The organism is Tahibacter amnicola, assembly GCF_025398735.1.
In the GTDB taxonomy this organism is placed as follows: domain Bacteria; phylum Pseudomonadota; class Gammaproteobacteria; order Xanthomonadales; family Rhodanobacteraceae; genus Tahibacter; species Tahibacter amnicola.
Map to the genome: position 1 here is coordinate 1775574 of NZ_CP104694.1, position 24720 is coordinate 1800293.

Below are 24720 nucleotides of genomic sequence, written 5' to 3' on the forward strand. Positions count from 1 at the left end.
CGCCCACCATGAGCCAGGACGTACCGCCTTTCCTTTACCTGACCGAGGTGGACGATGCCGCACCGCTGGTCGGTGCCGTGTTCGAGCGCAAGTTCGGCCACGCGTTTCCCGAGTGGAAACACCATCTCATCGCGTTCTACCGCCGCGATGACGGCGCGCTGGTGCCGCTGTCGTACGTGAAGTTCTTCTTCCTGGGCAGCGTGATGCTGGTGGGTGGCGCCTTTACCGACGGTCGCGGTTTCGCCGCGATGTCACAGGAACAGCGCGATGCGGTGACGGCCAGCGGTGGCGTCATGGTGCATCTGCTGCGTTACGGATTCCGCCATTTTGCGGACCGCTGTGATGCCTACTTCGGCTATTGCGGCGATGCCCGGGCCTGGGAGGTCGACCTGGCGGCCGGTTTCGAGCCGGTCGGTCCGGAGCGCCTGCTCGCGCACTGGCACAAGCCGCTCCACGCGAACACGCGCAAGGCCTATATCGCGATGGCCGAGGCACTCGGCGCGTTCTAGCGGCTTAGGCGGCCTGGTCGAGGATCGCCGCCAGTTCCGCCGGCGACTTCCAGTGCCAGCCGCAGATGTAGCGTGGGATATTCCAGCGATGGCTCTGCGTGGTCGCCGGTTGTGCACCATCGCCGAACGCAGCGGCCAGCCCGATCGCTTCGCCGTTGCGCGGCAGCCAGTCGTCGGCGAGAAACGCGTTCACGTGCCCGAACGGATAACAGAACAGGCTCGGCCGGTGTGGCGCCAGGCGCGCGGCGAGGTAGTCCTGTGCCTGGCGGATTTCGTGGTCGGCCTTGGCATCTGTCGTGACGTCATGGAAATCGCCGCGCACCAGGCCGGCCGGCCCAGGGTTGGCCAGACAGGGATGGTTGTGATCCCAGCTGTGGTTCTCGATCGCCACCAGGCCGCTGCTTTGGGCGGCGCGCCACCAGTGTTCCTGCATCCAGTCGTGGCCGATCAGGCAGGCGCGGTCCATTGCGGTGCGCGCCGAGGGATCGGCGATGGCGAATACGGTGAGGTGCAGGTCGGGCTGCGCCGCACGGCCATGGCGGGCGCGGAAATCAAGCAGGAGGTTGTACAGGCTGCGCTGTCGCCCGTGCTGCGGGTGATCCAGGTCGTGGTAGTCGAAGTCGCTGCCGTCGTCGCAGGTCAGCGCGACGCAGCGGCGCAGGTCCCTGTCAGCCTTGCCCAGCCGTTGCTCGACGATCCAGTGCAGCGGGACGATGCGCCAGCCGGTGGCATGCAGCATTTCCAGATCGGCGGCGAAGGCCACGTGGTCGTTGCTGGCGTAGTCGTTCCCGGCGATGTTGACCGCGTGATAGGTGAGAATCGGAACCCGCATCGTCGACTGTTTCCCCGGTGGTTCTGGCGCTGGCAGAATGGTTGCCGGTATCACCCGCGCCGGTGAGGTCCGTGGTGCCAATCGGCCGGCACCCGGACACGCAAGTGTCTGATTTTCGGTGCCTGCGCGCCAGCATGGCCTGCGCGAAACGACGCGCAGTGGCTCCTGCCTCTTTCGCAAGGGCCTGCTAGAATAGCGGGCTCCTTTGTTGCAGTGCAAAAAAACCGGAATCCCACGCCATGGCCGCCAGCACGCTCAACCCGTATGACCTCTACGACGTCCGTTCCCTTCTTTCCGAAGAAGAGGTCATGGTGCAGGACACCGTCGCACGCTTCACGGACGAACGCGTCCTGCCGATCATCGGCGAATGTTTCGATAAGGGCATCTTCCCGCAGGACCTGATCCCGGAGATGGCCGAACTGGGCCTGCTGGGTTCGTCCCTGCCCACGGAATACGGCTGCGCCGGCATGAACGGCGTGAGCTACGGCCTGATCTGCCAGGAGCTGGAGCGCGGCGATTCGGGTATCCGCAGCTTTGCCTCCGTGCAGTCGTCGCTGTGCATGTATCCCATCTACGCCTACGGTTCGGAAGAGCAGCGCCAGCGCTGGCTGCCGCAGATGGCCGCGGGCAAGGTCATCGGCTGCTTCGGCCTGACCGAGCCGCATGGCGGCTCGGATCCGGCCAACATGAAGACCCACGCCAAGCGCGACGGCGGTGACTGGGTCATCAACGGCGCCAAGATGTGGATCACCAATGGCAATCTTGCCCATATCGCCATCGTCTGGGCGCAGACCGACGAAGGTATCCAGGGCTTCATCGTCGAAAAGGGCATGCCGGGCTTCGCCGCCCAGGAAGTCCACCGCAAGATGAGCCTGCGCGCCTCGGTCACCTCGGCCCTGTTCTTCGACAACGTGCGCGTTCCCGAAGCCAATCGCCTGCCGAACGTGAAGGGTCTGAAGGGGCCGCTGGGCTGTTTGACCCAGGCCCGCTACGGCATCACCTGGGGCCCGATCGGCGCCGCCATCGCCTGCCTGCACGAAGCCACCGAGTATTCCAAGACGCGTGTCCTGTTCAATCGCCCGATCGCGGCGACGCAGAGCGTGCAGATGAAGCTGGCCGACATGGCCCGTCGCATCACCCAGGCGCAGCTGCTGTCGCTGCAGCTGGGCCGCCTCAAGGATGCGGGCAAGATGCAGCCGACCCAGGTGAGCCTGGCCAAATGGAACAACGTGCGCATGGCGCTGGATATCGCCCGCGAAGCGCGCGACATCCTGGGTGGCGCCGGCATCACCACTGAATACAGCCCGATCCGCCACGCGCTGAACCTGGAATCGGTGATCACCTATGAAGGCACCGAAACCGTTCACCAGCTGGTGGTCGGTCGCGAGCTCACGGGTATCAACGCGTTCTGATGCATACCCGCGGTTGCGTGCCGCCGCAGCCTGAGCGCTGCGGCCGGCCGCGCCGCCAGCGGCGGGAGCGCCGCCGCGATCTGGCCCTCAACGCCCATTGGCATCGAATCCTCGGATCTGACATGTCTCCGCGCCTTGAAACCGAACGCCTCATCCTTCGCACCACCCAGCGCGAAGATTTCGACATGTGGGCCGATCTGATGGGCGATGAGGTTTCCGCCCGTTTCATCGGCGGCAAGCAGCCCCGCGCTGCCGCGTGGCGCGGCTTTCTGACGATGGCAGGCGCCTGGCAGATCCAGGGCTTTGCGATGTTCACGGTGATCGAGAAAGCCACCGGACGCCCGGTCGGGCGGCTGGGACCGTGGCAGCCGGAAGGCTGGCCGGGCACGGAAGTCGGTTGGGGTATCGCCCGCGAGTTCTGGGGCAAGGGCTACGCGACCGAAGGGGCCGCGGCCGCGATCGACTGGGCCTTCGACAACCTGGGCTGGACCGAGGTCATCCACTGCATCGATCCGGAGAACATCCCCTCGCAGCAGGTGGCGCGCAAGCTGGGGTCCCGCCTGCTCGGTTCGACGGTCCTGCCGCCGCCGTTCGAAAACCTGCCAGTCCAGAAATGGGGCCAGACGCGCGAGGAATGGCGCGCGCGGCGATGATATTCCGCTGATCCCCCGCCGCACTTCGTCGAGGTTTCAATGCTGACCGTCCATGGCATGAAAGCATCGGGCAATTGCTACAAAGTGCAATTGTTGCTAGAGCTGCTCGGCCAGCCCTTCCGCTGGAATGAGATCGATACGCTGGCCGGCGAAACCCGTACGCCGCAATTCCTGAGCAAGAATGCCAACGGCAAGGTGCCGTTGCTGGAACTGGCAGACGGCCGCTGCCTGCCCGAATCCAACGCGATCCTCTGCTATCTCGCCGAAGGTTCGCCGTTCCTGCCGGACGACCGCTGGGAACGCGCACAGGCGCTGCAATGGATGTTCTTCGAGCAATACAGCCACGAGCCGTACGTCGCCGTCGCGCGCTACATCTGCAAGTTCCTGCCGGCCGATCACGCGCGCCGCGCCGATCTGGACCGGCTGCGCGAGCGGGGATACCAGGCACTGGACGTGATGGAACGCCATCTTGCGGCGCAACCGTATTTTGCCGGTGGACGGTTCACGGTCGCCGACATCGCCTTGTACGCCTATACGCATGCCGCCGCGGACGGCGGATTCGACCTTGCCCGCTACGCCGCGATCGGGCAGTGGCTGCAGCGCGTAAGCGCGCAGCCACGCTTCGTCCCACAGGGCGCTTGACCGGTCGGAAGAGTCCGTCGCATCGCCAACACCGAATTTCCTTTCCACACCGCGCCACGGTGACTCTCACCGACGCGAATCAGCCGAGCCAAGCCATGTCTGCCGTCGCCCCGATTCCCGCCCGCCATAAAAACGTCAACCGCGCCGAAGTCTGCGACCAGAATTTCCAGGAGTTCGTGCGCGACTGGCACGGCACCGTGCACGCCCGTCCCGCAGCGGACGCGCCGGTGCTGCCGGGCAGCCTGTGCAATGCCACGGATTTCCAGCAATTGCTGGAGTCGCAACTGGTCAGCCGCCATCTGGACCTGATGGCCCGCGTGCTGCGCGTGAAGAACAAAGTGTTCTACACCATCGGTTCGTCGGGCCATGAAGGCAATGCCATGGTTGCGCGCCTGACGCGTCACACCGACCCGGCCTTCCTCCACTACCGTTCCGGCGGCTTCATGGCCGAGCGGTTCCGCAAGCTGCCGGGCATGGATCCGATCATGGATTCGGCCCTGTCGTTCGCCGCGAGCAAGGACGATCCGGCCTCGGGTGGTCGCCACAAAGTGTGGGGATCAAAGCCGCTCTGGGTGCTGCCGCAGACATCCACCATCGCCTCGCACCTGCCCAAGGCGCTGGGCACGGCGGTCGCGATCGAACAGGCACGCCGCATCGGCCACACGCTGCCGGTGCCGGAAGATTCAATCACGATCTGCTCCTTCGGCGATGCCTCGGCCAATCACGCCACCGCGCAGACGGCGTTCAACGCCGCCGGCTGGACCGCCTACCAGAAGCTGCCGGCGCCTGTGCTTTTCGTGTGCGAAGACAACGGCATCGGCATTTCGGTGAAGACGCCTACGGACTGGATCAGCGCCAGTTTCAGCCAGCGCCGTGACCTGGATTACTTCTACGCCAATGGCCTGGATATCGCCGAGGGTTACGAGCAGGTCGCCCGCGCGGTGTACCACTGCCGCACGACACGTCGCCCGACCTTCCTGCACCTGCGCACTACGCGCATCATGGGCCACGCCGGTACCGACTTCGAAATCGAATGGCGTAGCGTGGAAGAACTGATGGCCGTGGAGGCCACTGATCCGCTGCTGCGCTCCGCGCACATCGCGCTGGCATCGGGCCTCTACACCAAGGAAACCCTGCTTGCGCTGTACGAAGGCACGCGCCAGAAGTGCTTCGCCGCGGCGGAAGAGGCCGACCGTCGCCCGAAACTGACCGATCTCGCCGAAGTGATCGCGCCACTCGCGCCCTATCACCCGGACGCCGTGAATGCGGAAGCCCGGCGCACGGATTTTGCGGACCGTCGTGCAGCGGTCTTTGGTGGCGACGAAAAGCTGCCAGAGAAACTGGCGCCACGTCACCTCGCCATCCAGATCAACAATGCCTTGCACGACCTGTTCTGCAAGTATCCCGAAGCCCTGCTGTTTGGCGAGGACGTGGCCCAGAAGGGTGGCGTGTACACCGTCACCAAGGGGCTGCACAAGGCTTTCAAGAGCCAGCGCGTGTTCAACACGCTGCTCGACGAGACCATGATCCTGGGCCTGGCGCAGGGGTATGCCAACATGGGCATGCTGCCGGTGCCCGAGATCCAGTACCTGGCCTATTTCCACAATGCCTGCGACCAGATCCGTGGCGAAGCCTGCTCGCTGCAGTTCTTCTCCAACGGCCAGTACCGCAACCCGATGGTCATGCGCATTGCCTCGCTGGGCTACCAGCGCGGATTCGGCGGTCACTTCCACAACGACACCTCGATCACCGCCCTGCGCGACATCCCGGGCCTGGTCGTCGGTTGCCCCAGCCGCGGCGACGACGCGGCGATGATGCTGCGCACCCTGATGGCGCTGGCAAAGGTGGACGGTCGCGTATGCGCCTTCCTCGAGCCGATCGCGCTGTACATGACCAAGGATCTGTACGAAGCCGGTGACGGCCAGTGGCTGACCAGCTATCCGGCGCCTGACCAGTACATTCCCCTGGGCGAGGAACGCACCTATTCGCCGGAAGCGACGGACCTGGTGATCTTCTGCTACGGCAACACCGTGCCGATGAGTCTTCGTGCTGCACGCGCCCTGGAAGCCAGGCGCGGCTGGAAGGTGCGTGTGGTAGACCTGCGCTGGCTGCAGCCGCTCAATGAATCGGCCATTGCACGTCACGCCGCCGATTGCGCGCGCATCCTCGTGGTGGACGAGGGCCGTCGCTCGGCCGGCGTGGGCGAGGGCATCTTTACCGCGATCGTCGAGGGTGGGCAGGGTGCCAAGCCGCAGAAGCGCGTGGTCGGTGTCGACACCTATACCCCGCTTGCGGGCGCGGCCTTCCTGGTGCTGCCCAGCGACGAAGACATCATTGCCGCGGCGGAATCGCTGGCCTGATCCTGCTTCCCCCGGCGACGCACACCGTCGCCGGGGCCTTCCTCATGCTGCCGCGCCAGCCATCGCGCGGCTTCCCGTGCCGGCCGCCTGAGCCTGGCCACACTTGCTATGCCCGTAGCGACTCGACGATGCCGTCGACAAAGCTGTTCAGGGTTTTCCTGCTGTGGTCCAGCTTCACCATGACCAGCAGCCCCTGATAGTTGAGCAGAAGGTGCCGCGCCAGCACCGCCGCGCTGCGGCCGGCGCGGACCAGTCCCATCCTCTGGGCCTTCTTGATCAACCGTTCAAATTCCACCTCGAACGCCTGCATGCCTTTGATGACCTTGTCCCGGGTGCGTTCGTCCAGATTGCCGATCTCCACCGCCGTATTGGTCAGCAGGCAGCCGCGGCAGTCACCGAGCTTGTGCACATAGGTGGATACGAACAGCGCACGGATGTCCTCGATCGGATCGTCGCCGGACAGGAACTGGCGGATCCGCTTCGTCACGATGTGCTCGATGTAGTAGTCGAGCGCGGTGAGAAACAGCTCGTGCTTGTTGCCGAACGTGTTGTACAGGCTGCCGGCCTTCAGTCCGGTAACGGCTTCCAGATCTTTTATCGACGTCGCCTCGTAGCCGCGACGGCGAAACACATGCATGACCTCCCGGGTGGTTTCGGCGATGTCAAAGCTCTTCTCTCTGGCCATTGGACTTCTCAGTGGTCGTGCGCTCGTCCACTAACCGGACGACGGTGCGCGGGATGGTCAGCCCGGGCCTCCCTGCACACTGGGTCGGCCCCCCTGGCCGACGCTGGTATCCCAACCCTTTGCCATTTCGATTGCAAGTGGTTCTGTGCATATGCGTGGCCAACAATCGTTTCGCAGTTCCGCCCGGGAAAGTGTCGCGGGATCTGAGACGTCAAATGCTTTCAATACCCCCGCTGCAGATCCGTGTTCCCCTTCCGGTCTAGTCCCCTGTGGCGCTTTCGTCACGAAGTTGTCCAACACTCACGCAACGTGGCCATATCTGTCGCTTCCCTGTTGCGAGAAACGTTAACTAGTTCCCTTCGCTACATATTCCGTAAAAGTTCCGTGAATGAATTTGCCTAGTTAGTGCGCTCTAAAAGGCCACTTTCGTTGCAATAGATAGCAAAATGTCATTATTTTTGAACGGTCGACCAAATAATGTGTATGCTACGGTTCCTGGAAGGTCGATCCGGTCGCGTGTGCAAGGTGCGGTCATCGGCGTTTCTTGAACGGTCGGCAAACAGGCCGATCAATATGCGAAATAGTTCTCTTTTCTCGTTCTCACCCCGTGCGTCGCACGGGGTGCAGGGAAGTGTTTCTCTCAAGTTGTCCGGGACGCAGTGGGCGCCCTGGATCGGGCAACCAGAAAGGTTTACCTCGATGAACACAGTACGGAAAAGCAAGAGTCGGACGGATGCAGCAGGTTCTTCGGAAAAGATCGCTGTTGTCGGCATCGGTTGCCGCTATCCGGGTGCGGAATCGCCGCGCCAACTATGGGAAAATATCCTTTCTGCACGACGCGAGTTCCGCCGCATGCCGGATGTGCGTCTGCCGATCGCTGACTATCACGACGGCGACCGCACCACGCCGGACAAAACCTACGGCCTGCGCGCCGCGGTGATTGATGGCTACGAGTTCGACTGGGCCGGCCGACGGATTCCGAAAACCACCTATGACGCCACCGATCTCGCCCACTGGCTGGCGCTGGATACGGCGTTGCAGATGTTGTCGGATGCGGGTTACGACGCTTCCCGACTGCCCGGTGAAACCACGCAGGTCATCGTGGGAAATACACTGACCGGCGAATTCACGCGTTCCAATACCTTGCGTCTGCGCTGGCCGTATGTCCGGCGCGCGTTGCGCGCCTCGGCGGAAAACTGCGGCATGCCGGCATCGGCATTGCAGGCGCTCGAAGAAGACATGGAACTGGTCTTCAAGTCCGCCTTTGCGCCGGTCAACGAAGACACGCTTGCCGGCGGTCTTGCCAATACCATCGCCGGTCGCATCACCAACTATCTCAATCTCAACGGCGGCGGCTATGTCGTGGACGGCGCCTGCTGTTCCTCGCTGATTGCCGTCTACAGCGGAGCCGTTGCCCTGGCGGCCGGTGAGGCCGACTTCGTGATCGCCGGCGGCGTCGACATCAGCCTCGACCCGTTCGAGCTGGTGGGATTTGCAAAGACCGGTGCGCTCTCGCCCACGCAGATGCGTGTCTATGACAGCCGCGGCAACGGCTTCATTCCCGGTGAAGGCTGTGGCTTCGTCGGCCTCAAGCGCCTGGCCGACGCGCAGCGCGATGGCGACAAGATCTACGCCGTGCTCGACGGGTGGGGTATGTCGTCCGACGGACGCGGCGGCATCACTGCGCCGAGCATCAGCGGCCAGGCGATTGCGTTGGCCCGCGCCTACCAGTCCGTCGACCTCGACGCATCGCCCCTGGACTTCATCGAAGGGCATGGTACCGGCACCTCGCTGGGCGACAAAGTGGAATTGTCGGCCATATCGCGAACCGTCACTGCCGAAGGTGATTCGGCGGTGCGGACCTGCGGCGTGACCTCCTTCAAGTCGATCGTCGGACACACCAAGGCGGCCGCCGGTATTGGTGCATTCATCAAAGGCGTCATGGCGGTCAACCAGCGCGTACTGCCGCCGACGGCCGGCTGCGAACAGCCGCACGACGTTTTCCAGGGTGACGGACGCGCGATCTATCCGCTGCTCCGCGGCGAAAAGCGCGCACCCGACGGCGCGATGCGCGCCGGTGTCTCGGCCATGGGATTCGGCGGCATCAACGTGCACGTCACGGTGACGGCGCCGCCCGCCGCGCCACAGTCGCACCTCGCGCCGACTATCGACGAGCGCGCCGTGATGAGCTCCTCGCAGGATTCCGAGCTCTTCGTGTTCGCGGCGATCGACGCCGCCGAACTGGGCGCCCAGGTACGCCGCGTGCGCGCCGAGGCCGTTGATATCAGCCTCGCCGAGCTGGCCGACCTGTCGGCCTCGCTTTGCGAACGCATCGAAGCGGGGCAGGCGTGGCGTGCCAGTGTCGTCGCCTCTTCTCACGACGATCTGCTCAGCAGCCTGGATCAGCTGATTCAGCGCATCAGTCAGGGCGGGCTGCGCCAGGGCGACATCGTGGTCGACCGGGAACACCGCTACACGCTGAGCAACAGCGCGCGAAGCGCAGATCTGGGATTCGTCTTTCCTGGCCAGGGCTCGCAGCAGCTGTGCATGGCGCGCAGCCTGATCGAGCGTTTCGATTGGGCGCGATCACTGGCCCAGCAAGCCGACGCCTGGGCAGCCGAAGTCGGCACGCCGGGGCTGCTCGATGCCATTTATCCCAATCTGAACCTGTACCCCTTCAAGGCCGAGCGGACGGTACTGGCCGAGACGCTCATGCAGACCCAGCTTGCGCAGCCGGCGATCGTGCTGGCATCGCTGCTGTGGCTGGAGCGGCTGCGCCGTCTGGGCGTCGAGCCGGCGGCGGTACTCGGTCACAGCCTGGGCGAGCTCACCGCCTTCCACGCGGCCGGTGCCTACGATGCGAAGGCCCTGATCCAGCTGGCCACGGTGCGTGGCCGCTGCATGGCCGAATCCGCCGAGCGCATCGGCGCGATGGCGAGTCTCGCCTGTGCGCTCGAGCGGGCGAACACGCTGGTTGCCGCCGCGTCCTCCCACGGATACCTGGTGGTTGCCAACGTCAACAGTCCCGAGCAGGTCGTCGTGTCGGGCGACACCAGCGCCATCGATGCGGTGGTGTCGCAGGCGCAGCAGCAGGGCATCAACGCCCGCCTGCTGCCCGTCAGCAATGCATTCCATTCCGAGCTGATGAATCCAGCAGCCGAGCGGCTGCTGGCCCAGGCGCCGGTACCCGCATCGCCTCAGGCGCTGCGCGCCACGGTGTACTCGGCCTGCCTGGCCGGCACGGTCGACGACTCGGTCGCGTTGCCGCGCTATTTCGCCGATCAAATGCTCAAGCCAGTGCAGTTCGTGGCTGCGACGCGGGCATTGACCGGCCGTCACAAGCTGCTGGTCGAAGTCGGGCCGGGCAGGGTGCTCTCGAACCTGATCTCGCGCATCGACGGCGGTGACACGCTCTGCCTGCCGTTGGAAGGCGAAGCCGAGCGCCACGCCGACTTCCACTGGGCGCTGGCCTGTCTCCATGCCTATGGTGTTGCGGTTCGCTGGACGCAGCTCCACGCCAACCGGCTGGTCCGCCCGTTCGTGCCGGCTGCGCAGAAGCAGTTCATCGTCAATCCTTGCGAGCGGCCGCTCGCAGAGCCGGTTCCGCGCCTCGAGCCAGTCTTCGCGGCGGCGTCGCCGGTGGCTGTGGCAAGCAGCGGTGGTGATTCCATCGATAGCGCCATCGATCAGTTGCAGCGTTACCTCTCGGACCGTGGTCGCTTCATCGCGGAAGTCATGAAGGCGGACATCCGCCACTCCGGCACAGGTACCGCACCTGTGCCGGCGGCGTCGGCCGCGGTGTCCGCGAGCGGCAGCATCGTGGAGCGCCTGCTGGCGGCCACGCCTGCCGCGCCGGCCGCCTCCGTCACGAAAAGCGCCCCATCGACACCCGCCGTCGCGGCCGTTGCCACGCCGGCGGCGGCCACGGGCGGCGCGACGCGATCGGTGCTGGTGCGCCTTGCGGCGGAGCTGACCGGATTCGACGCGCAGCGCATCGCGTTGTCGATGCGCCCGGTCGATGACCTCAACCTCGATTCCATCAAGGCGGGGAGCCTGGTCGGGCGCGCTGCCGTTGAACTGGGTATCGCCGGGCAGCTCGACGCCAGCGAGCTGGCTTCCCTCACGCTCGAAGAAATTGCTGCTCGCATGGACGCCCTGGTCGGACCGCAGAGCATCGCCGTCACGGCGCCTGTCACCCACGCCAGCACGGCCTCGGCGATGCCGATCCTGCTCGATGCCGTCGCGCAGATGACCGGCTTCGCCACCAACCGCCTGACGCCGAACCTGCGTCTGATCGACGACCTCAACATGGATTCGATCAAAGTCGGCGCGCTGCTGGCGGAGGTGGCCAGCCAGTGCGGTCTCGCCGGGCAGGTGGATGCGAGCGAACTGGCCGGCTCGACACTCGGCGAGATCGCGGCACGCATGGATGCGCTGGCCGGGCCGGCGCGTCCTGCGCCAGCGGCGTCGACGTCCGCTTCGGCACCGGCGGCCATGACTGTCCTGCGCGATGCCGTCGCGCAGATGACGGGCTTCGCCGCGGACCGGCTTACGCCGGAGCTGCGCCTGATCGACGACCTCAACATGGATTCGATCAAGGTCGGTGCCTTGCTCGCCGACGTTGCCACGCGGTGTGGACTGGCCGGAAAAGTGGATTCCGCCGAACTGGCGGGCGCCACGCTGGGCGAAATTGCTACTCGTCTCGACGCGCTGGCAACCCCGGCAACGCCGAAGTCCTCGGCGCCGGTGGTCGCGGCTGCGCCCCGATCGACCCGGCGCGCCTGCCATCCTGGGTGCGTGGTTTCGAGCTGACGTTGCAGCCGGAGTCCCTGCAGGTTTCGGATGTCTCCCTGTTGCGCCAGTTTGACGGTGCCACCGTATTCATTGCCCGTGACGAGGCTGATGCCGCGGTCGGGGACGCGATCGCCGAGCACCTGCAGGGGCATGGCGCGCAGGTGATTGCCGGTGATCACGCCGCACTCAGGTCGCGTCCTGCCCGCAGCATCCAGCACCTGATTACCGTGCTGCCACGGCGGCCTGCCGATGGGGTCGCGAATCACGACAGCTTGGCGCCGGTGGTCGAGCGACTGAGTGATATCGCCGTCGTGTCGGCGGAGCAGGGCTGTGCTTCCGTGAGCATCGTGCAGTCCGGTGCCCTGGCGACGCTGGGGCGCGGAGACGTCGGCGTCACGGGCATCGCGCAGGGTTGTGCCCGCGCATTTGCCGCCAGCCTGCACCTGGAGCGACCCACGGCGAAAATTCGCGTACTCGACATCGAAGAGGCGATGGCGCCGGTGGATGTCGCGATTCGCGTGGCCGCGGAACTCGCCGTGGACGGCGGGTACGTCGCCAGCTTCCACGACGGCGAGAGTGGGCGGCACATCGGGCGGATGGCGGTGGTTTCCGCCGCCGCAATGCCGCCACGTGACATCCCGTGGAACGGCGACGACGTGGTGATCGTCACCGGCGGCGGCAAGGGCATTACCGCCGAATGTGCGCTCGCGTTCGCACGGCAGACGCGGGTGCGCACGGTGCTGGTCGGCAGCACCACGACCGATCAGGCGTTGCGGTCCGGTAGCGAGATTGCCGCGACATTGGAGCGGTTCCGCAATGCCGGTCTTACGGCACGTTACTACGCCTGCGATATCGCTGATGCCGGCGCAGTGTCCGAGCTGGTACGCCAGGTGGAAACGGAGGTTGGCCCGGTTAGCGGTTTCGTGCACGGTGCCGGCGTCAACAAGCCGCGCCGCGCCGAGCAGGTGAACGCCGCGCAGGCCATGGCCGAGATCGCACCGAAGTTGCTGGGCGCGCTGAACTTCGTTGCTGCGCTGGATGCGAGCCCGCTCAAGCTCATCGTGGGCCTGGGTTCGATCATCGGCCTTACCGGGATGCCCGGCAATGCCTGGTACGCCTTCTCGAACGAGGCGCTGGACCTGGTCCTGCAGCAGCACCGTGCCCGGCATCCCTCGGTGGATGTCGTCACCGTCGCCTACAGCGTCTGGGCCGAAGTGGGCATGGGCGCGAAGCTCGGTAGTACCGACAAGCTCGCGAAAATGGGCATCGATGCCATTCCGAAGGACCAGGGTGTCGACTACTTCCTGGCCTGCGCGCTGCGGCGGCAACCGGCCAGCCAGATCGTCGTCGCCAGCCGTCTGGGTGGGCTCGACACCTGGCCGATCGCGCGCGACCTGGCGCCGCTGCACCGGGATCGCCGCTTTGTCGAGGAGGTCATCGCGCATGAACCCGGCGTCGAGCTGGTCTGCCGCACCCGCTTGTCCATCGATAGCGACCTGTACCTGAAAGACCACTACTACCGCGGCGTCTATCTCTTCCCGACGGTCTTCGGACTGGAAGCGATGGCGCAGTTGGCTGGAGCGGTTCTTGACCGCGCAAACCTGTCCGCCGTGTCGCTCGAAAATGTCAGCCTGGAGCGGCCGATCGTCGTCAACGGCGGTGCCGGCGAACGGATCGAGCTGCACGCCCTGGTGCTCGATCGCACGGATGACGCGCAGCCGCTCAAAGTCCGTGTCGGCATCCGCACCGAGCAGACCGGCTTCAAGCGCGACCATTTCGCTGGAACCGTCGTGTTCGCACCGCCGTCGCACGACGCAGGCATTCCGTCGCTGGCCAGTCGCAGTGCGGAGCCCGTGCCGATGCTCGACCCGATGATCGACCTCTACGGCGGCCTGCTGTTCCAGGGCGCAGTGTTCCAGCGGATCGAGCAGGTGTTCGAAATGGGGTGGGGCGGCTCGTTCACGGCAGTCCGTCGTGGTGCCGAATCGACCTACTTCCATGCCGACCTGCCATCGCGGCTGCACCTGGGTGATCCTTCGTTCCGCGACGCATTGCTCCAGACTGCGCAGCTGTCGGAGAAGGGGCAGTACCTGCCGGTGCATATCGACACCTTGCACCTGCACGATCTCGAACAGTCCAACCGCGGCACGATGCGTGTTGCCAACACCATCACCGGCCGGCGGTCGGATGAACTGCTGTGTGACGTGCACGCCTGCACCGAAGACGGACAGGTTATCGAGTCCTTGCTGGGCTACCGCCTCAAGCGCACGGTCGCCAACGACAGCGCGCCGACGCCGGACGACTGGGTTGATCCCAGCGAACGCGATGCGCGGCTGCTGGATGATGCACTGTCGCAACACAGCGGGGCACTCAAGATCGCCGTCCCGAAGTTCTCTCTGGCGTTCGTGCCCGGGCTCTCGCAGATGGAGAAGGGCCGCCGGCATCTGAGCGAGCTGCCGCTGTTCCTCGAAGCCATTCACCGCGTCGCGCCGGACCTGGGCGATCAGCTGGATGCGCTGGAAATCCAGTGGAGTGCGTCGGGCAAGCCGTCCGTCGTCGGCTTCCCGGCCGATGACCTGAACGTCTCTCTGTCACACGACCTGAGCCATTGCCTGAGCGTGTGCGGATTCGGCGCGCAGGGCTGCGACATCGAGTCGGTCGACCAGCGGAGCGCAGAACAGTGGCGCGCACTCCTGGGTGACAAGCGGGAGGGCATCCTCGCGGCGCTGAATCATCGCGGCGACACGCTCGATGACGCCGGAACGCGGATCTGGTGCGCGGTGGAAAGCGCCCAGAAGGCGCTTGGCAAAGCGGCGGTGGACCTGGAAATCCTCCGTTCCGCCGGCGATGCGATCCTGTGGCGTGCGAGCGCCGCCGGCGAAGCCGAAGGCGTCGAGGTGCTGACCTTCCCGGTCGTGCTGACGCGTCCGCGGCGCAAGATGGTCGGCATCGTCGTCAAACCGGCGACCGTGACGCCACCGCCGGGCAACGCCGCGCTGCCTGCCGTACTCGCGGCGCTGGATCGCGGTGCTGATGACGTCGGCGTCACTGCCTTCATCACGCAGGGGCCGCAGGGCCAGACGCAGACCTGCCATCGTTTCCGCGTTCCGTTCAAGGAAGTGACCAGCCGTCGTCGCCGCCTGAACTTCCCGGTGTTCGCCGACTGGATGGGCATGATCCGAGAGCTGGCCATCACCGGGATCGCCGTCGACCTGGTTCCCGATTTCGCATCGGGTCGCTGGGGCATGGTCACCAACCACTCGAACATTTCGATCGTCGGCGACGCGAACTGTCTCGACCTCATCGAGGGCCGGCTGTGGATCAGCCGCGTCTACGGCGCGGCGAACTCCTCGATCGACATGCACTTCGACTGGGTCCGCATCGACGACTCCGGCGCTGAGCATCCGGTGGCGAGCGCGAACATGGCGACGACCTGGGTCGAGATCACCGGTCACGGCACCGTCGAGCTCAAGCCGCTGCCCGATTACCTGAGCCGGTTCGCGCACGGCTACCTGCCGAAAGAGCCGTTCGGCGACCCGCTCAAGCGCAACGGTGCACCGACCCATGGCCTGGCGTTGAAGGGAGCGCTCTACCGGGCACCGGCAGCGCCGAAGATCGAGCCCGAGCTGGCACGCCACGTATTCGCCACCTCGATGGAAGAGTCGAATCTGGTCGGCAACATCTACTTCTCCAATTACTACCACTGGCAGGGTCGCCTTCTCGACCGGTTCCTCTTCGGCCTGTCGAGCGACTACTTCCGCGCTGGCGTCGCCACCAGCGACCTTCACTGCATCGATACCCGGATCGAGCACCTGCGCGAGGCGATGCCATTCGACGACATCGAAGTGGTGATGGGCCTGGAAGGGCTGTTCGAGAATGGCGTGCGGCTGCACTTCGACTTCTACCGTGTCGGTGCGGGTGGTGACCGCGCCAAGCTGGCCTTCGGCGTGTCCGACTTCGCCTGGGTCGTGGATGCGGACAACGCAGCCGGAGCGCTGACCGCACCATTGCCCGACTGGCTCAAGTCCGCGCTATTGCAGCGCGCCGGGCGCCTCGCGTCGCTGGCGGCTGGCTGAGGAGCGCCCGCATGAGCCGGATCATCAAGGAGCGCGTCACTGTCGATGAGAAGGAGGAATTCGTCGTACTCCTCATCGGCATGCGCATCAACAAATGGTGGAAGGTACACAAGTGGCTTCCGGTGGCGTGGTCCATGCGCACCATGGTCAAGCAGCTGGGCAAGCTCACGGGCGACTCGGGATACCTCGGTGGTGAATACCGCACCGCCGGGAATCCCATCGTGTTCGTGCAGTACTGGCGGTCCTACGACGCGCTGGAGAAGTACGCCTCAAACGCGTCGCTGCACCACCGCAAGATGTGGGGATGGTTCTTCCGCAGCATCGGATTGAAGGGCGACGTGGGGATCTATCACGAGTCCTACCGGATCACGCCGGGCAACTACGAATGCGTCTACCTGAACATGCCGCCGTTCGGCCTGGGCAAGGTTTTCCCGCTGGTTCCCGCCAGCAAGGGATACGCCTCGTCGCGGGGCCGCATGGAGAAATGGCACGGAAAGCCCGGCGCGCCGATCCCGGACGCGCATATCGAGGCTGCCGCAGTGACACCGTCGCACGGCGCTGCCGTTGCAGAATGCGATTAATATACTCTTCTCCTGGAGGATGGTCGGTTGAACACGCAATCATCAAAGGCTGGCGTCGTCATCGTCGGCGCCAGTGTCGCCGGCTGCGCTGCAGCCATCGCGTTCGCGAAGAAGGGCGTGCCTGTCACGCTGATCGAGAAGCGCAGCAACGCCGATTTTCACAAGCCCATCTGCACGCACTTCATCCAGCCCTGCAGCGTGGAGGCGTGGAAGAAGCTCGACATGTACGACGCCCTCATGACCGCCGGTGGCGTGAAGAACACCATTGCGATCTCCACGCGGTGGGGGTGGATACCCAACGCACCGATCGACGAGGAGCACGCCATCAACATGCGGCGCCTCACGCTGGATCCGATGATCCGGCAGAAGGCCATCTCGACGCCCGGTGTGACGCTGGTGGGCGGCTCGCGTGTCGTCGCGCTGACCGTTGACGAAAGCCAGCGGGTGGTGGGTGTCAGTGCGGAGAAGGTGTCCGGTGGCGGCCGCGTCGACTATCCCTGCTCGCTGGTCATCGCAGCGGACGGGCGCGAATCGGAGATCGCCGAGCTGGCGCAGGTGAAGACGCGCGAATGGGTCAACAACCGCTTCTCGTGCTTTGCCTTTTTCCGCGGTATCCCGAATGAATCGCGCACGGTGTCGCGCATGTGGATGCTCGATCCGTATATCGCCTACCAGTTCCCGAACGACGGCGACACGACCCTGATCGCGTTGATGCCGACGAAGGACCGCGTCGACGACTTCAAGGATGATCGCGACAGAAGCTTTCGCGAGATCGTGCGAAACCTGCCCGACGCGCCGGATATCGAGAACGCCGAACGCCTGGGCGAATACCGCATCAACACGAAGAACTCGATGTTGCTGCGGGAGAAACCGCCGGCGGGTCTCGCCCTGGTGGGTGACGCCTTCATCACGACCGATCCCTTGCACGGGTTCGGCATCTCGTGGGGCATCCTGTCATCGATACAGCTCGCCGAATATGCCGCTGATGCCGTACTTGGCGGCCGCAAGGAAAGCATTGACCGGAGCGTGGAGCGTTATCACCGCGACCGGCAACGCGAAGTGTGGGGGCACTTCAAGATCATGGCCGACATGGCACGGGCGGAGCCCATGCCGAAGCCGCAGCAGATTCTGTTCAGCGCCGCGACGCGCGACGACACGATGGCCACCATCGTGCAGCGCTTCCTCGCGGGGCTGACGGGCACCAGCGAACTGCTGTCCCCTTTCACGATGGTACGGGCGATCTCCGCCAACGTTCGCCATGCCGTCAGGAAACGTCTGAAGCGCGAGTCAACGCCTAGGACGGGCAAGCTGCAAGACACACTTCTATCCAGCGAGGAAACTTGACCATGAAGATCCTGATGATCGTCACCAGCCACGACAAGCTCGGCAACACCGGCAATGCGACCGGCCTGTTCCTGTCGGAGCTGAGCCATCCCTACGAAGTTTTCAAGAAGAATGGCATCCAGGTCGACATCGCCTCGCCCAACGGTGGCAAGGCGCCGATCGATCCGAACAGCCTGCAGGCCGAAGACGTACAGCCGTTCAAGCACCTGGCCGATGCGACGCTGAAGCTGAGCGCCATCAACACCGACGACTACGCCGGTGTGTTCATTGTCGGCGGCCACGGCACGATGTACGACCTGCCGACCAGCAAAGATCTGCAGCGCATCCTGATCGAAGCCGACAGCGCCGGGAAGATCGTCGCCTCGGTCTGCCACGGCCAGGCAGGCCTGATCAATGTCGTCGACAAGAACGGCGAGTACCTGTTCAAGAGCCGCAAGCTCACCGCGTTCAGCAACGCTGAAGAATCGCAGATCGGCCTGTCCGGCGTGGTGCCGTTCTCGCTGGAAGATGAGCTCACCCAGCGCGGCAGCAATTATTCCTGCGGCGCGCCGTGGCAGGAACACGTCGTCGTCGACCAGAACCTCGTGACGGGCCAGAACCCGGCTTCGGCCAAGCGCATGGCGGAAGTCATTTCGAAGATGGTCGAGACAGCATCGGCCTGACAACCTAAGGAGTGTGCGCGTGAACGCAGACACATTGATCAAGAGCTATATCGAAGCATGGGAGACCCGGAATTTCGCGCTGTTCGGCGAGATCTTCGCGCCTTCTGTGACGTACTGGGATCCGTTGGTAGGGGAGCCGATCACACTCGGTGCGATGGGTGAGTATGTCGGCCAGCTTCTGGGTGCATTCCCGGATCTGCGCTTTGATGTCTCGTTCACGCGCACCGGCCCGGATTTCGGCACGTTTGAGTGGATCATGCGCGGCACCAACCGTGGTGAGTCGCCTTTCCATCTGCCGACCCACAAGGTGCTGGCACTGCCGGGCATCGACCTGATCCGCGTCGCGGACGGAAAGATCCAGTCAGTCAAGGCCTATTTCGATCTCAAGGACTACGCCGAGCAACTCGGGCTGAGCTCGGTCCAGGCGCCGGAAACTGCCGGTGTCGCCACTGCCGCCACAGCGTGACGGTCAGCCCTTTCCGAAGGAGAAAATCGTGGGTTTGAGGAATCATCTGCGGAAAATCCTGTGTGCAGCGCTGACTGGTGCGGCACTGTCGAGCGGCGCAGCGCTTGCATCCGATCACCGTGAGTCGCCGGAAGCGGCGGCCCATCCGGGGTCGGATATCACCGACTACTACGCGTTCGTCAATCCGAACGATCCGAGCAAGCTGGTTTTCGTTCTGACAGTGAACCCGGCTTCGATCCCGTCCATTGCGCGCACCTATGTGATGGACTCCCGTTCGCGCTTTGTATTTCATATCGATAACAACGGCGACTATCGCGACGACGCCAAGATCGTCTTCCGGTTCTCGAAGGAGGAGTTCCCGCCGTCGGTGCCGGGCGTCGGCATCGTGCCAGGACAGGTCTACAACGCCCGCTTCACGATCGGTTCCGACTCGTTCAACGTGGAAGGCGAGGTCACGCCGTTCAGCCAGCAGTTCCCTGAACCGCCGGCTCCGATCATCACCGAATCCCACGGCGTGAAGGTGTTCGTCGGCCCCTGCAACGATCCGTTCTTCTTCGACAGCGTGGATTCGTTCCGCGTGCTGGCGAAGGTGCAGCCGAAATTCCAGAGTGCGCAGGACCGCAACTGGGGCTCGAATGTCCACGCAATCGTGGTCGAGATGCCGAGCCGGATGATCTACAAGAACAAGCCGCTCAATACCTGGACGGCGACCGAGGAGCTCAATCGCGCGGGCGAGTGGAAGCAGGTGCAGCGCCAGGGCAACCCGGCCCTGAAGGCGGTGTTCATTCCGGAGAAGCTTCGCTACAAGTTCAACACCACGCATCCGAAGGACGATCCGCGGAATTTCCGCGCGGTGATCGCCGACCAGCTCGTCGAGGTCTTCAACGTCCAGCCGCCGGATATCGCGCGTTACCTGAAGTTGACGGTGCCCGATACCTTGCTGCTCGATCCGACCAAGCCGGTCAAGCTGGGGCAGAACGGCCGCACGCTGGATGACGACATCGACCTGATGTTCTGGTTCAACCTCGACAAGCCACTCGCCTATGCGCCGGGCCAGCTCGACGGTGTGCCTGCCAACGATGTCCCCAGCCGCAGCGTGTTCCCCTACGTTGCCCCGCCGACGTCGGTGCCGAACTGAACCGAGAGCCAGGCCGCCGCGCGCCGCGACAGGGCACACCTGTTCCGGGCGCGGTCGCGTCGCCCATCATGGAGTTTCACGAATGAAATCCAGTACGACCCAGCGCTTGATGGCGCTCGTGCAAGGCGTGGCGGTTTCTGTCGCGTCGTTGCTCTGCAGTACCACCGCCATGGCTTCGGACCATCGCGAATCGCCCGAGATCGTCAACTATCCGACCGCGGATATCGGCGACTTCTGGGCCTTCATCAGCCCCAGTGATCCTTCGAAGCTGGTGTTCGTGATGGCGGTGAACCCGTATGCGGTTCCGCTGATCTCCAAGTCCTACATTTTCTCGCCAGACATCCGCTACGTCTTCAAGATCGACAGCGACAATGACGCGCGGGCTGACAGTGAGATCGTGTCGCGTTTCTCCAAGGAAAATGCGTTTGCGCATCCCGATGGTCACGGGGGCCTGACCACGCAGACCTTCCGCACGACTTTCTCGATGGGGCTGGCACCGCTGGTCGGCAAGGTCACGCCGACGACGCAGGTGCGCAAGACGCCGCTCGATCCGATCATTCTGCAGGGGCGCGACGGCACCAAGGCGTTCGCCGGCTTGCGCGACGACCCGTTCTTCTTCGACCTGGTCGCATCCGATCGCACTTTCTCTGGCATGGCCAACGGATTCCGCACCAAGACCGACCGCTTCGCCTGGTTCGCGGTGTCGGCGCTGGTGGTGGAGATTCCGCTCGCATCGGTCTATCGCGGGCAGCCACTGCGTCTGTGGGCAACCACCGAGGAGCTTGGCCAGCGCGGGTGGAAGCAGATCCAGCGCGTGGGCAATCCGGCAGTGAAGGGCGTCTACATTCCCGAGAACATGACTGAGCGTTTCAATGCAAGCGAACCGCACAACGACGTGCGCGACTTCAAGGCGGTCGCGGAGCAGTCGGCGCGGACCATGTTCGGGCTGCAGGGGGAAACGCTTGATCGGCTGATGGGCATCATCATCCCCGACACGCTGACCCTGGATCCGACCCAGCCGACCAAGTCGCCGAACGGCCGTGCGCTGGACGATGACCTCGACCTGATGTTCTGGTTCAACCTCCATGCACCTATCGCTTACGCGCCCGGCGATCTCGATGGCGTGCACGGCAACGACGTGCCCAACAGCACCACGTTCCCGTACCTCGCACCACCGATCCATCCGCAGTAAGTGACGCAGGCGATTCGCGCCAATGGCGCGGATCGATGCAACCCGTCCGGACGTCGCGTCCGGACGGGTATCCACCCCCTTTGCCGAATTCGAGCGACGGTGCGCTGTATCTGCGCACGCCGCGCTGTCTGGAAGTGATTGCCGTGAAGATCCGATTGGGCAACTGGTTGTGCGGCCTGCTCGTGGCCGCAACCGCCACCGGTTCTGCCGATGCGGCCGAACCCTACGTGCCGTCCGACGACGGCGAAGTCCTCGTCCAGCTGCCCGCGTCGCTGCGGGGCCAGCAGACCCGCATCGACGGGTTGAAGGCGCAGCGGGATGCCGCGCCAACGGATGTCACCGTTGCGACCGAACTGGCCAGCCATTATCTGGATGTGGCCAGGCGCGACCGCAACCTGCGCTACTACGGTTATGCCGAATCGGCGATCCAGCCCTGGCTGTCGCGCGCGGACGTTCCATTGGCGACGCTGGTCGTGCGCGCCGACATCCACCAGTACTTCCATCGCTTCGATGCGGCCAAGGCAGACTATCTGCAGGTGGTCCGTGCCAATCCCGCGTATTCCAAGGCCTGGTTCAGCCTGGCGATGATCAGCGCCGCCCAAGCCGACCATGAGACCGCGCTGGCGCACTGCCAGGCGCTGATGCGGCTCAATGTCCATTCGTGGAAGTTGTGCCGTGGTGCTGTCAGCGGGGGAACGTCCGGCATCGCGCAAGGCCAGGCGCTGCTCCGGTCCGCGCTGGACGAGATTCCGTCGTCGGCGGTGGATGAGCGGATCTGGGCGCTGACGGCGTTGGCGGATATCGCGGTGCGCCTGGAGCGGATCGACGAAGCCGATATCTATTTCAAGGAGGCACTCGCCCTGCGTAAAGACAGTGCCGACGTGCTGTTGCCGTATGCCGATTTCCTGCTCGAACAGGGCCGCGCACAGGACGCGCTGGCCGTGCTGGCGAACGATGGGGACACGCTCAATGGCGCGGTCCGGCGATGTCTGGCGCTGCAAGTCACGTCGCCGGGGGACATCGACGCCTGTCGTCTGGCGCTGAAGGCGCGATTTGCCGATAGCGCGTTGCGTGGCGATCCGCCGTACTTCAACGAGGAAGTCCGCGCCAATCTTTATCTGTTCGACGATGCCGCGCGAGCCCTCGCCCTGGCCAAGGAGAACTGGCAAATGGTCAAGACGCCGGCCGATGCGCAGCTGCTGCTGCGCGCCGGACTGGCGGCAAACGATGTGGATGCCGTAACGGCCGTTCGCCAGTGGCTCGCTCCCGTTGCCGCTGCCAATCCGGCGCTCGTGCGTCAGCTCGCTGTCGGACCGGAGGCATCCTCGCATGGCGCCGCTCCGTAATATTCTTCTTCTGCTGTTGACCCTGTGCGGGATGGTGCGGACGGTGTCCGCGCATAGCCCCAGCACGAGCTACCTGTACCTGCAGGCGCAGGAATCGCTGATCGACGTTCGGTGGGACGTCTCCCTGTTCGATCTCAACGACGCCGTCACCCTGGACACCAACGGCGACGGCGCGGTGACCTGGGGCGAATTGCGCAACCAATCCGCGCGCCTCGCGACACTATTGGCAAGCCATGTCGTGATCAGCCAGGACGGCGCATCCTGCGCGCCAGTTCCGCCGATAGGTCTCAGCGTGTTGCACCGGCAGGGTGATACGTTTGCGGTCGTACAGCAGGGCATGCGCTGCAAGGAAGCGCTGACGTCGGCTGACTTGCGCTATTCGTTTCTGTTCGAGCGGAATCTCAAGCACCGTGCGATAGTGACGCTGAATGCGGGCGAGCCGACGGCGTCCGTGCTGGTGGCTTCGCCGGAGCAGCGTACCGTCGCGCTGCGTTTCGACGACAACGCAATGGCGACCTCCTTCGGCGGATTTGTCGTCCATGGCATGCACCACATCCTGGAAGGGCCGGATCACATCCTCTTTGTCTGCACGCTGATCATCGCCGTGCTGCTGCCGCGGCGGCGTCCGAAGACGGATGCCCGTGGCCTGGGTTCCCGCCTGTGGGAACTGACCAAGCTGGTCTCGGTGTTCACGCTGGCGCATTCCCTGACGCTCGGGGCGTCGGCGCTGGGGCTTGTTGCAGCACCGGTCCGGTTCTTCGAATCAGCGATTGCGGTGTCGATCGTCGTGATGGCCCTGAACACCTTGTGGCCGGTTGTACCTGACCGGTTCGAGAAGGGCGTCGTGTTCGGTTTCGGCCTGCTGCACGGCCTGGGTTTCGCCACCTTGCTGCAGGAGCTGTCGCTGCCGCAGACAGGCAGGCTTGCCAGTCTCGCGGGCTTCAATATTGGCGTCGAGATCGGCCAGCTGGCCATTCTCGTGGTGGCCGTACCTGTCGTGCTGTCCGTTTCGTTGTGGCGGCCGGCGCGGGCAGCCTTGGTCATGGCCAGCGCATTCGGCATCGCCGTGATGGGCACCTTCTGGTTCCTCCAGCGCGCACTGGGCATCGGGGCCTGATGCCCTCGCGCTCGCATCGCCGGCATCCGGTACGGGAGGCGGCTGCGTAAGGAAAGGGGATGACCCTGTGCCGACGCGCGCTCCGCATCGCAATGCCGTGTGTTCAACGCATCGGATCGAAAGGAAATACAACGATGACTGCTTTTGACACGGAACGGGTCTTGCGCGTCAGACACTGGACGCCGGCCTATTTCAGCTTCACCACGACGCGTGGCACCGGCCTTCGCTTCGAGAACGGCCAGTTCGTCATGATCGGGCTGCCGGTCGATGGCAAGCCGCTGGTGCGTGCCTACTCGATCGCATCGGGGAACTGGGAAGAGGAGCTGGAGTTTTTCAGCATCAAGGCGCCGAATGGTCCGCTCACCTCGCGGCTGCAGCATCTGCGGGAAGGTGACGACATTCTGGTGAGCCGCAAGCCGACAGGCACGCTGCTCACGCACGACCTGCATGCCGGGCGCAACCTTTACCTGTTGGCGACCGGCACCGGCCTGGCGCCGTTTCTCGCCGTGATCAAGGACCCGCAGACCTATGAGCGGTTCGAGCGTGTCGTCCTGGCGCACGGCGTGCGCTACGAATCGGACCTGGCCTATCGCGACTACCTTACGCGCGGGCTGCCCGAACACGAGTACCTGGGCGAGACGATCCGTCGCCAGCTGCTGTACTACCCGGCCGTCACCCGCGAGCCCTTCGCGCACCAGGGTCGGCTCACCCGGTTGATGGCGAGCGGCCAGATGATGCGGGACCTGGGTATCGAGCCGCTCGACGCGGCGCGCGACCGCGCCATGATCTGCGGCAGCCCCCAGATGCTGTCCGACCTGCGCGAGCTGCTGGATGCACGCGGCTTCACGGCCTCGCCGCGCATCGGTACACCCGGTGAATATGTCTTTGAACGGGCTTTTGTGGAGAAATGA

The 24720-nt window shown here is 64.6% G+C and carries 18 protein-coding genes; 16 read left to right on the top strand and 2 right to left on the bottom strand.

What is annotated here, in order from left to right; all coding sequences use genetic code 11:
• Positions 1-8: 8 nt before the first annotated feature.
• On the top strand, positions 9-509 hold the full coding sequence (locus N4264_RS07395; RefSeq protein WP_261696421.1) for a hypothetical protein: 501 nt from the start codon (positions 9-11) through the stop codon (positions 507-509).
• Positions 510-513: 4 nt separating this feature from the next.
• Here N4264_RS07395 and N4264_RS07400 read toward each other — a convergent pair whose 3' ends face one another.
• Entirely contained in the window at positions 514-1341 is an 828-nt protein-coding gene (locus N4264_RS07400) for a polysaccharide deacetylase family protein (protein WP_261696422.1), read from the bottom strand.
• Positions 1342-1580: 239 nt separating this feature from the next.
• Here N4264_RS07400 and N4264_RS07405 point away from each other — a divergent pair, with 239 nt between their 5' ends.
• The 4 genes from N4264_RS07405 to N4264_RS07420 all read left to right on the top strand — a co-directional run bounded on the left by N4264_RS07405 (position 1581) and on the right by N4264_RS07420 (position 6408).
• Positions 1581-2753, top strand: a complete 1173-nt coding sequence (locus N4264_RS07405; protein ID WP_261696423.1) for an acyl-CoA dehydrogenase family protein — start codon at positions 1581-1583, stop codon at positions 2751-2753.
• 122 nt (positions 2754-2875) lie between these two features.
• A complete protein-coding gene (locus N4264_RS07410; RefSeq protein WP_261696424.1) occupies positions 2876-3406 on the top strand; it encodes a GNAT family N-acetyltransferase in 531 nt (176 codons plus the stop codon).
• 39 nt (positions 3407-3445) lie between these two features.
• Positions 3446-4048, top strand: coding sequence for a glutathione S-transferase family protein (locus N4264_RS07415; protein ID WP_261696425.1), 603 nt, complete (start codon positions 3446-3448; stop codon positions 4046-4048).
• Positions 4049-4143: 95 nt separating this feature from the next.
• Positions 4144-6408: a thiamine pyrophosphate-dependent enzyme gene (locus tag N4264_RS07420; RefSeq protein WP_261696426.1), complete on the top strand. Its 2265-nt coding sequence runs from the start codon at positions 4144-4146 to the stop codon at positions 6406-6408.
• 106 nt (positions 6409-6514) lie between these two features.
• Here N4264_RS07420 and N4264_RS07425 read toward each other — a convergent pair whose 3' ends face one another.
• Positions 6515-7093, bottom strand: coding sequence for a TetR/AcrR family transcriptional regulator (locus N4264_RS07425; protein ID WP_261696427.1), 579 nt, complete (start codon positions 7091-7093; stop codon positions 6515-6517).
• A gap of 699 nt (positions 7094-7792) precedes the next feature.
• On the opposite strand from N4264_RS07425, the gene N4264_RS07430 reads away from it, so the two are divergent.
• From N4264_RS07430 to N4264_RS07480, 11 genes are all read left to right on the top strand, one after another.
• A complete protein-coding gene (locus N4264_RS07430) occupies positions 7793-11905 on the top strand; it encodes a type I polyketide synthase (protein WP_261696428.1) in 4113 nt (1370 codons plus the stop codon).
• Entirely contained in the window at positions 11887-15963 is a 4077-nt protein-coding gene (locus N4264_RS07435) for an SDR family NAD(P)-dependent oxidoreductase (protein ID WP_261696429.1), read from the top strand. Before N4264_RS07430 ends, N4264_RS07435 begins: the two co-directional genes overlap by 19 nt.
• An 11-nt stretch (positions 15964-15974) precedes the next feature.
• Complete coding sequence (locus N4264_RS07440; RefSeq protein ID WP_261696430.1) at positions 15975-16544, top strand: DUF4188 domain-containing protein; 570 nt, start codon at positions 15975-15977, stop codon at positions 16542-16544.
• Between the two features lie 27 nt (positions 16545-16571).
• Complete coding sequence (locus N4264_RS07445) at positions 16572-17888, top strand: NAD(P)/FAD-dependent oxidoreductase (RefSeq protein ID WP_261696431.1); 1317 nt, start codon at positions 16572-16574, stop codon at positions 17886-17888.
• Between the two features lie 2 nt (positions 17889-17890).
• Complete coding sequence (locus tag N4264_RS07450) at positions 17891-18550, top strand: type 1 glutamine amidotransferase domain-containing protein (RefSeq protein ID WP_261696432.1); 660 nt, start codon at positions 17891-17893, stop codon at positions 18548-18550.
• Positions 18551-18569: 19 nt separating this feature from the next.
• Positions 18570-19016, top strand: coding sequence for an ester cyclase (locus tag N4264_RS07455; protein WP_261696433.1), 447 nt, complete (start codon positions 18570-18572; stop codon positions 19014-19016).
• Positions 19017-19044: 28 nt separating this feature from the next.
• A complete protein-coding gene (locus tag N4264_RS07460) occupies positions 19045-20154 on the top strand; it encodes a DUF4331 family protein (protein WP_261696434.1) in 1110 nt (369 codons plus the stop codon).
• Between the two features lie 82 nt (positions 20155-20236).
• Positions 20237-21346 (top strand): DUF4331 family protein, encoded by a 1110-nt coding sequence (locus N4264_RS07465; RefSeq protein WP_261696435.1) that lies wholly within the window; start codon positions 20237-20239, stop codon positions 21344-21346.
• 143 nt (positions 21347-21489) lie between these two features.
• Positions 21490-22692 (top strand): tetratricopeptide repeat protein, encoded by a 1203-nt coding sequence (locus N4264_RS07470; RefSeq protein WP_261696436.1) that lies wholly within the window; start codon positions 21490-21492, stop codon positions 22690-22692.
• On the top strand, positions 22676-23809 hold the full coding sequence (locus tag N4264_RS07475; protein WP_261696437.1) for a HupE/UreJ family protein: 1134 nt from the start codon (positions 22676-22678) through the stop codon (positions 23807-23809). Before N4264_RS07470 ends, N4264_RS07475 begins: the two co-directional genes overlap by 17 nt.
• 134 nt (positions 23810-23943) lie before the next feature.
• Complete coding sequence (locus N4264_RS07480; protein ID WP_261696438.1) at positions 23944-24720, top strand: ferredoxin--NADP reductase; 777 nt, start codon at positions 23944-23946, stop codon at positions 24718-24720.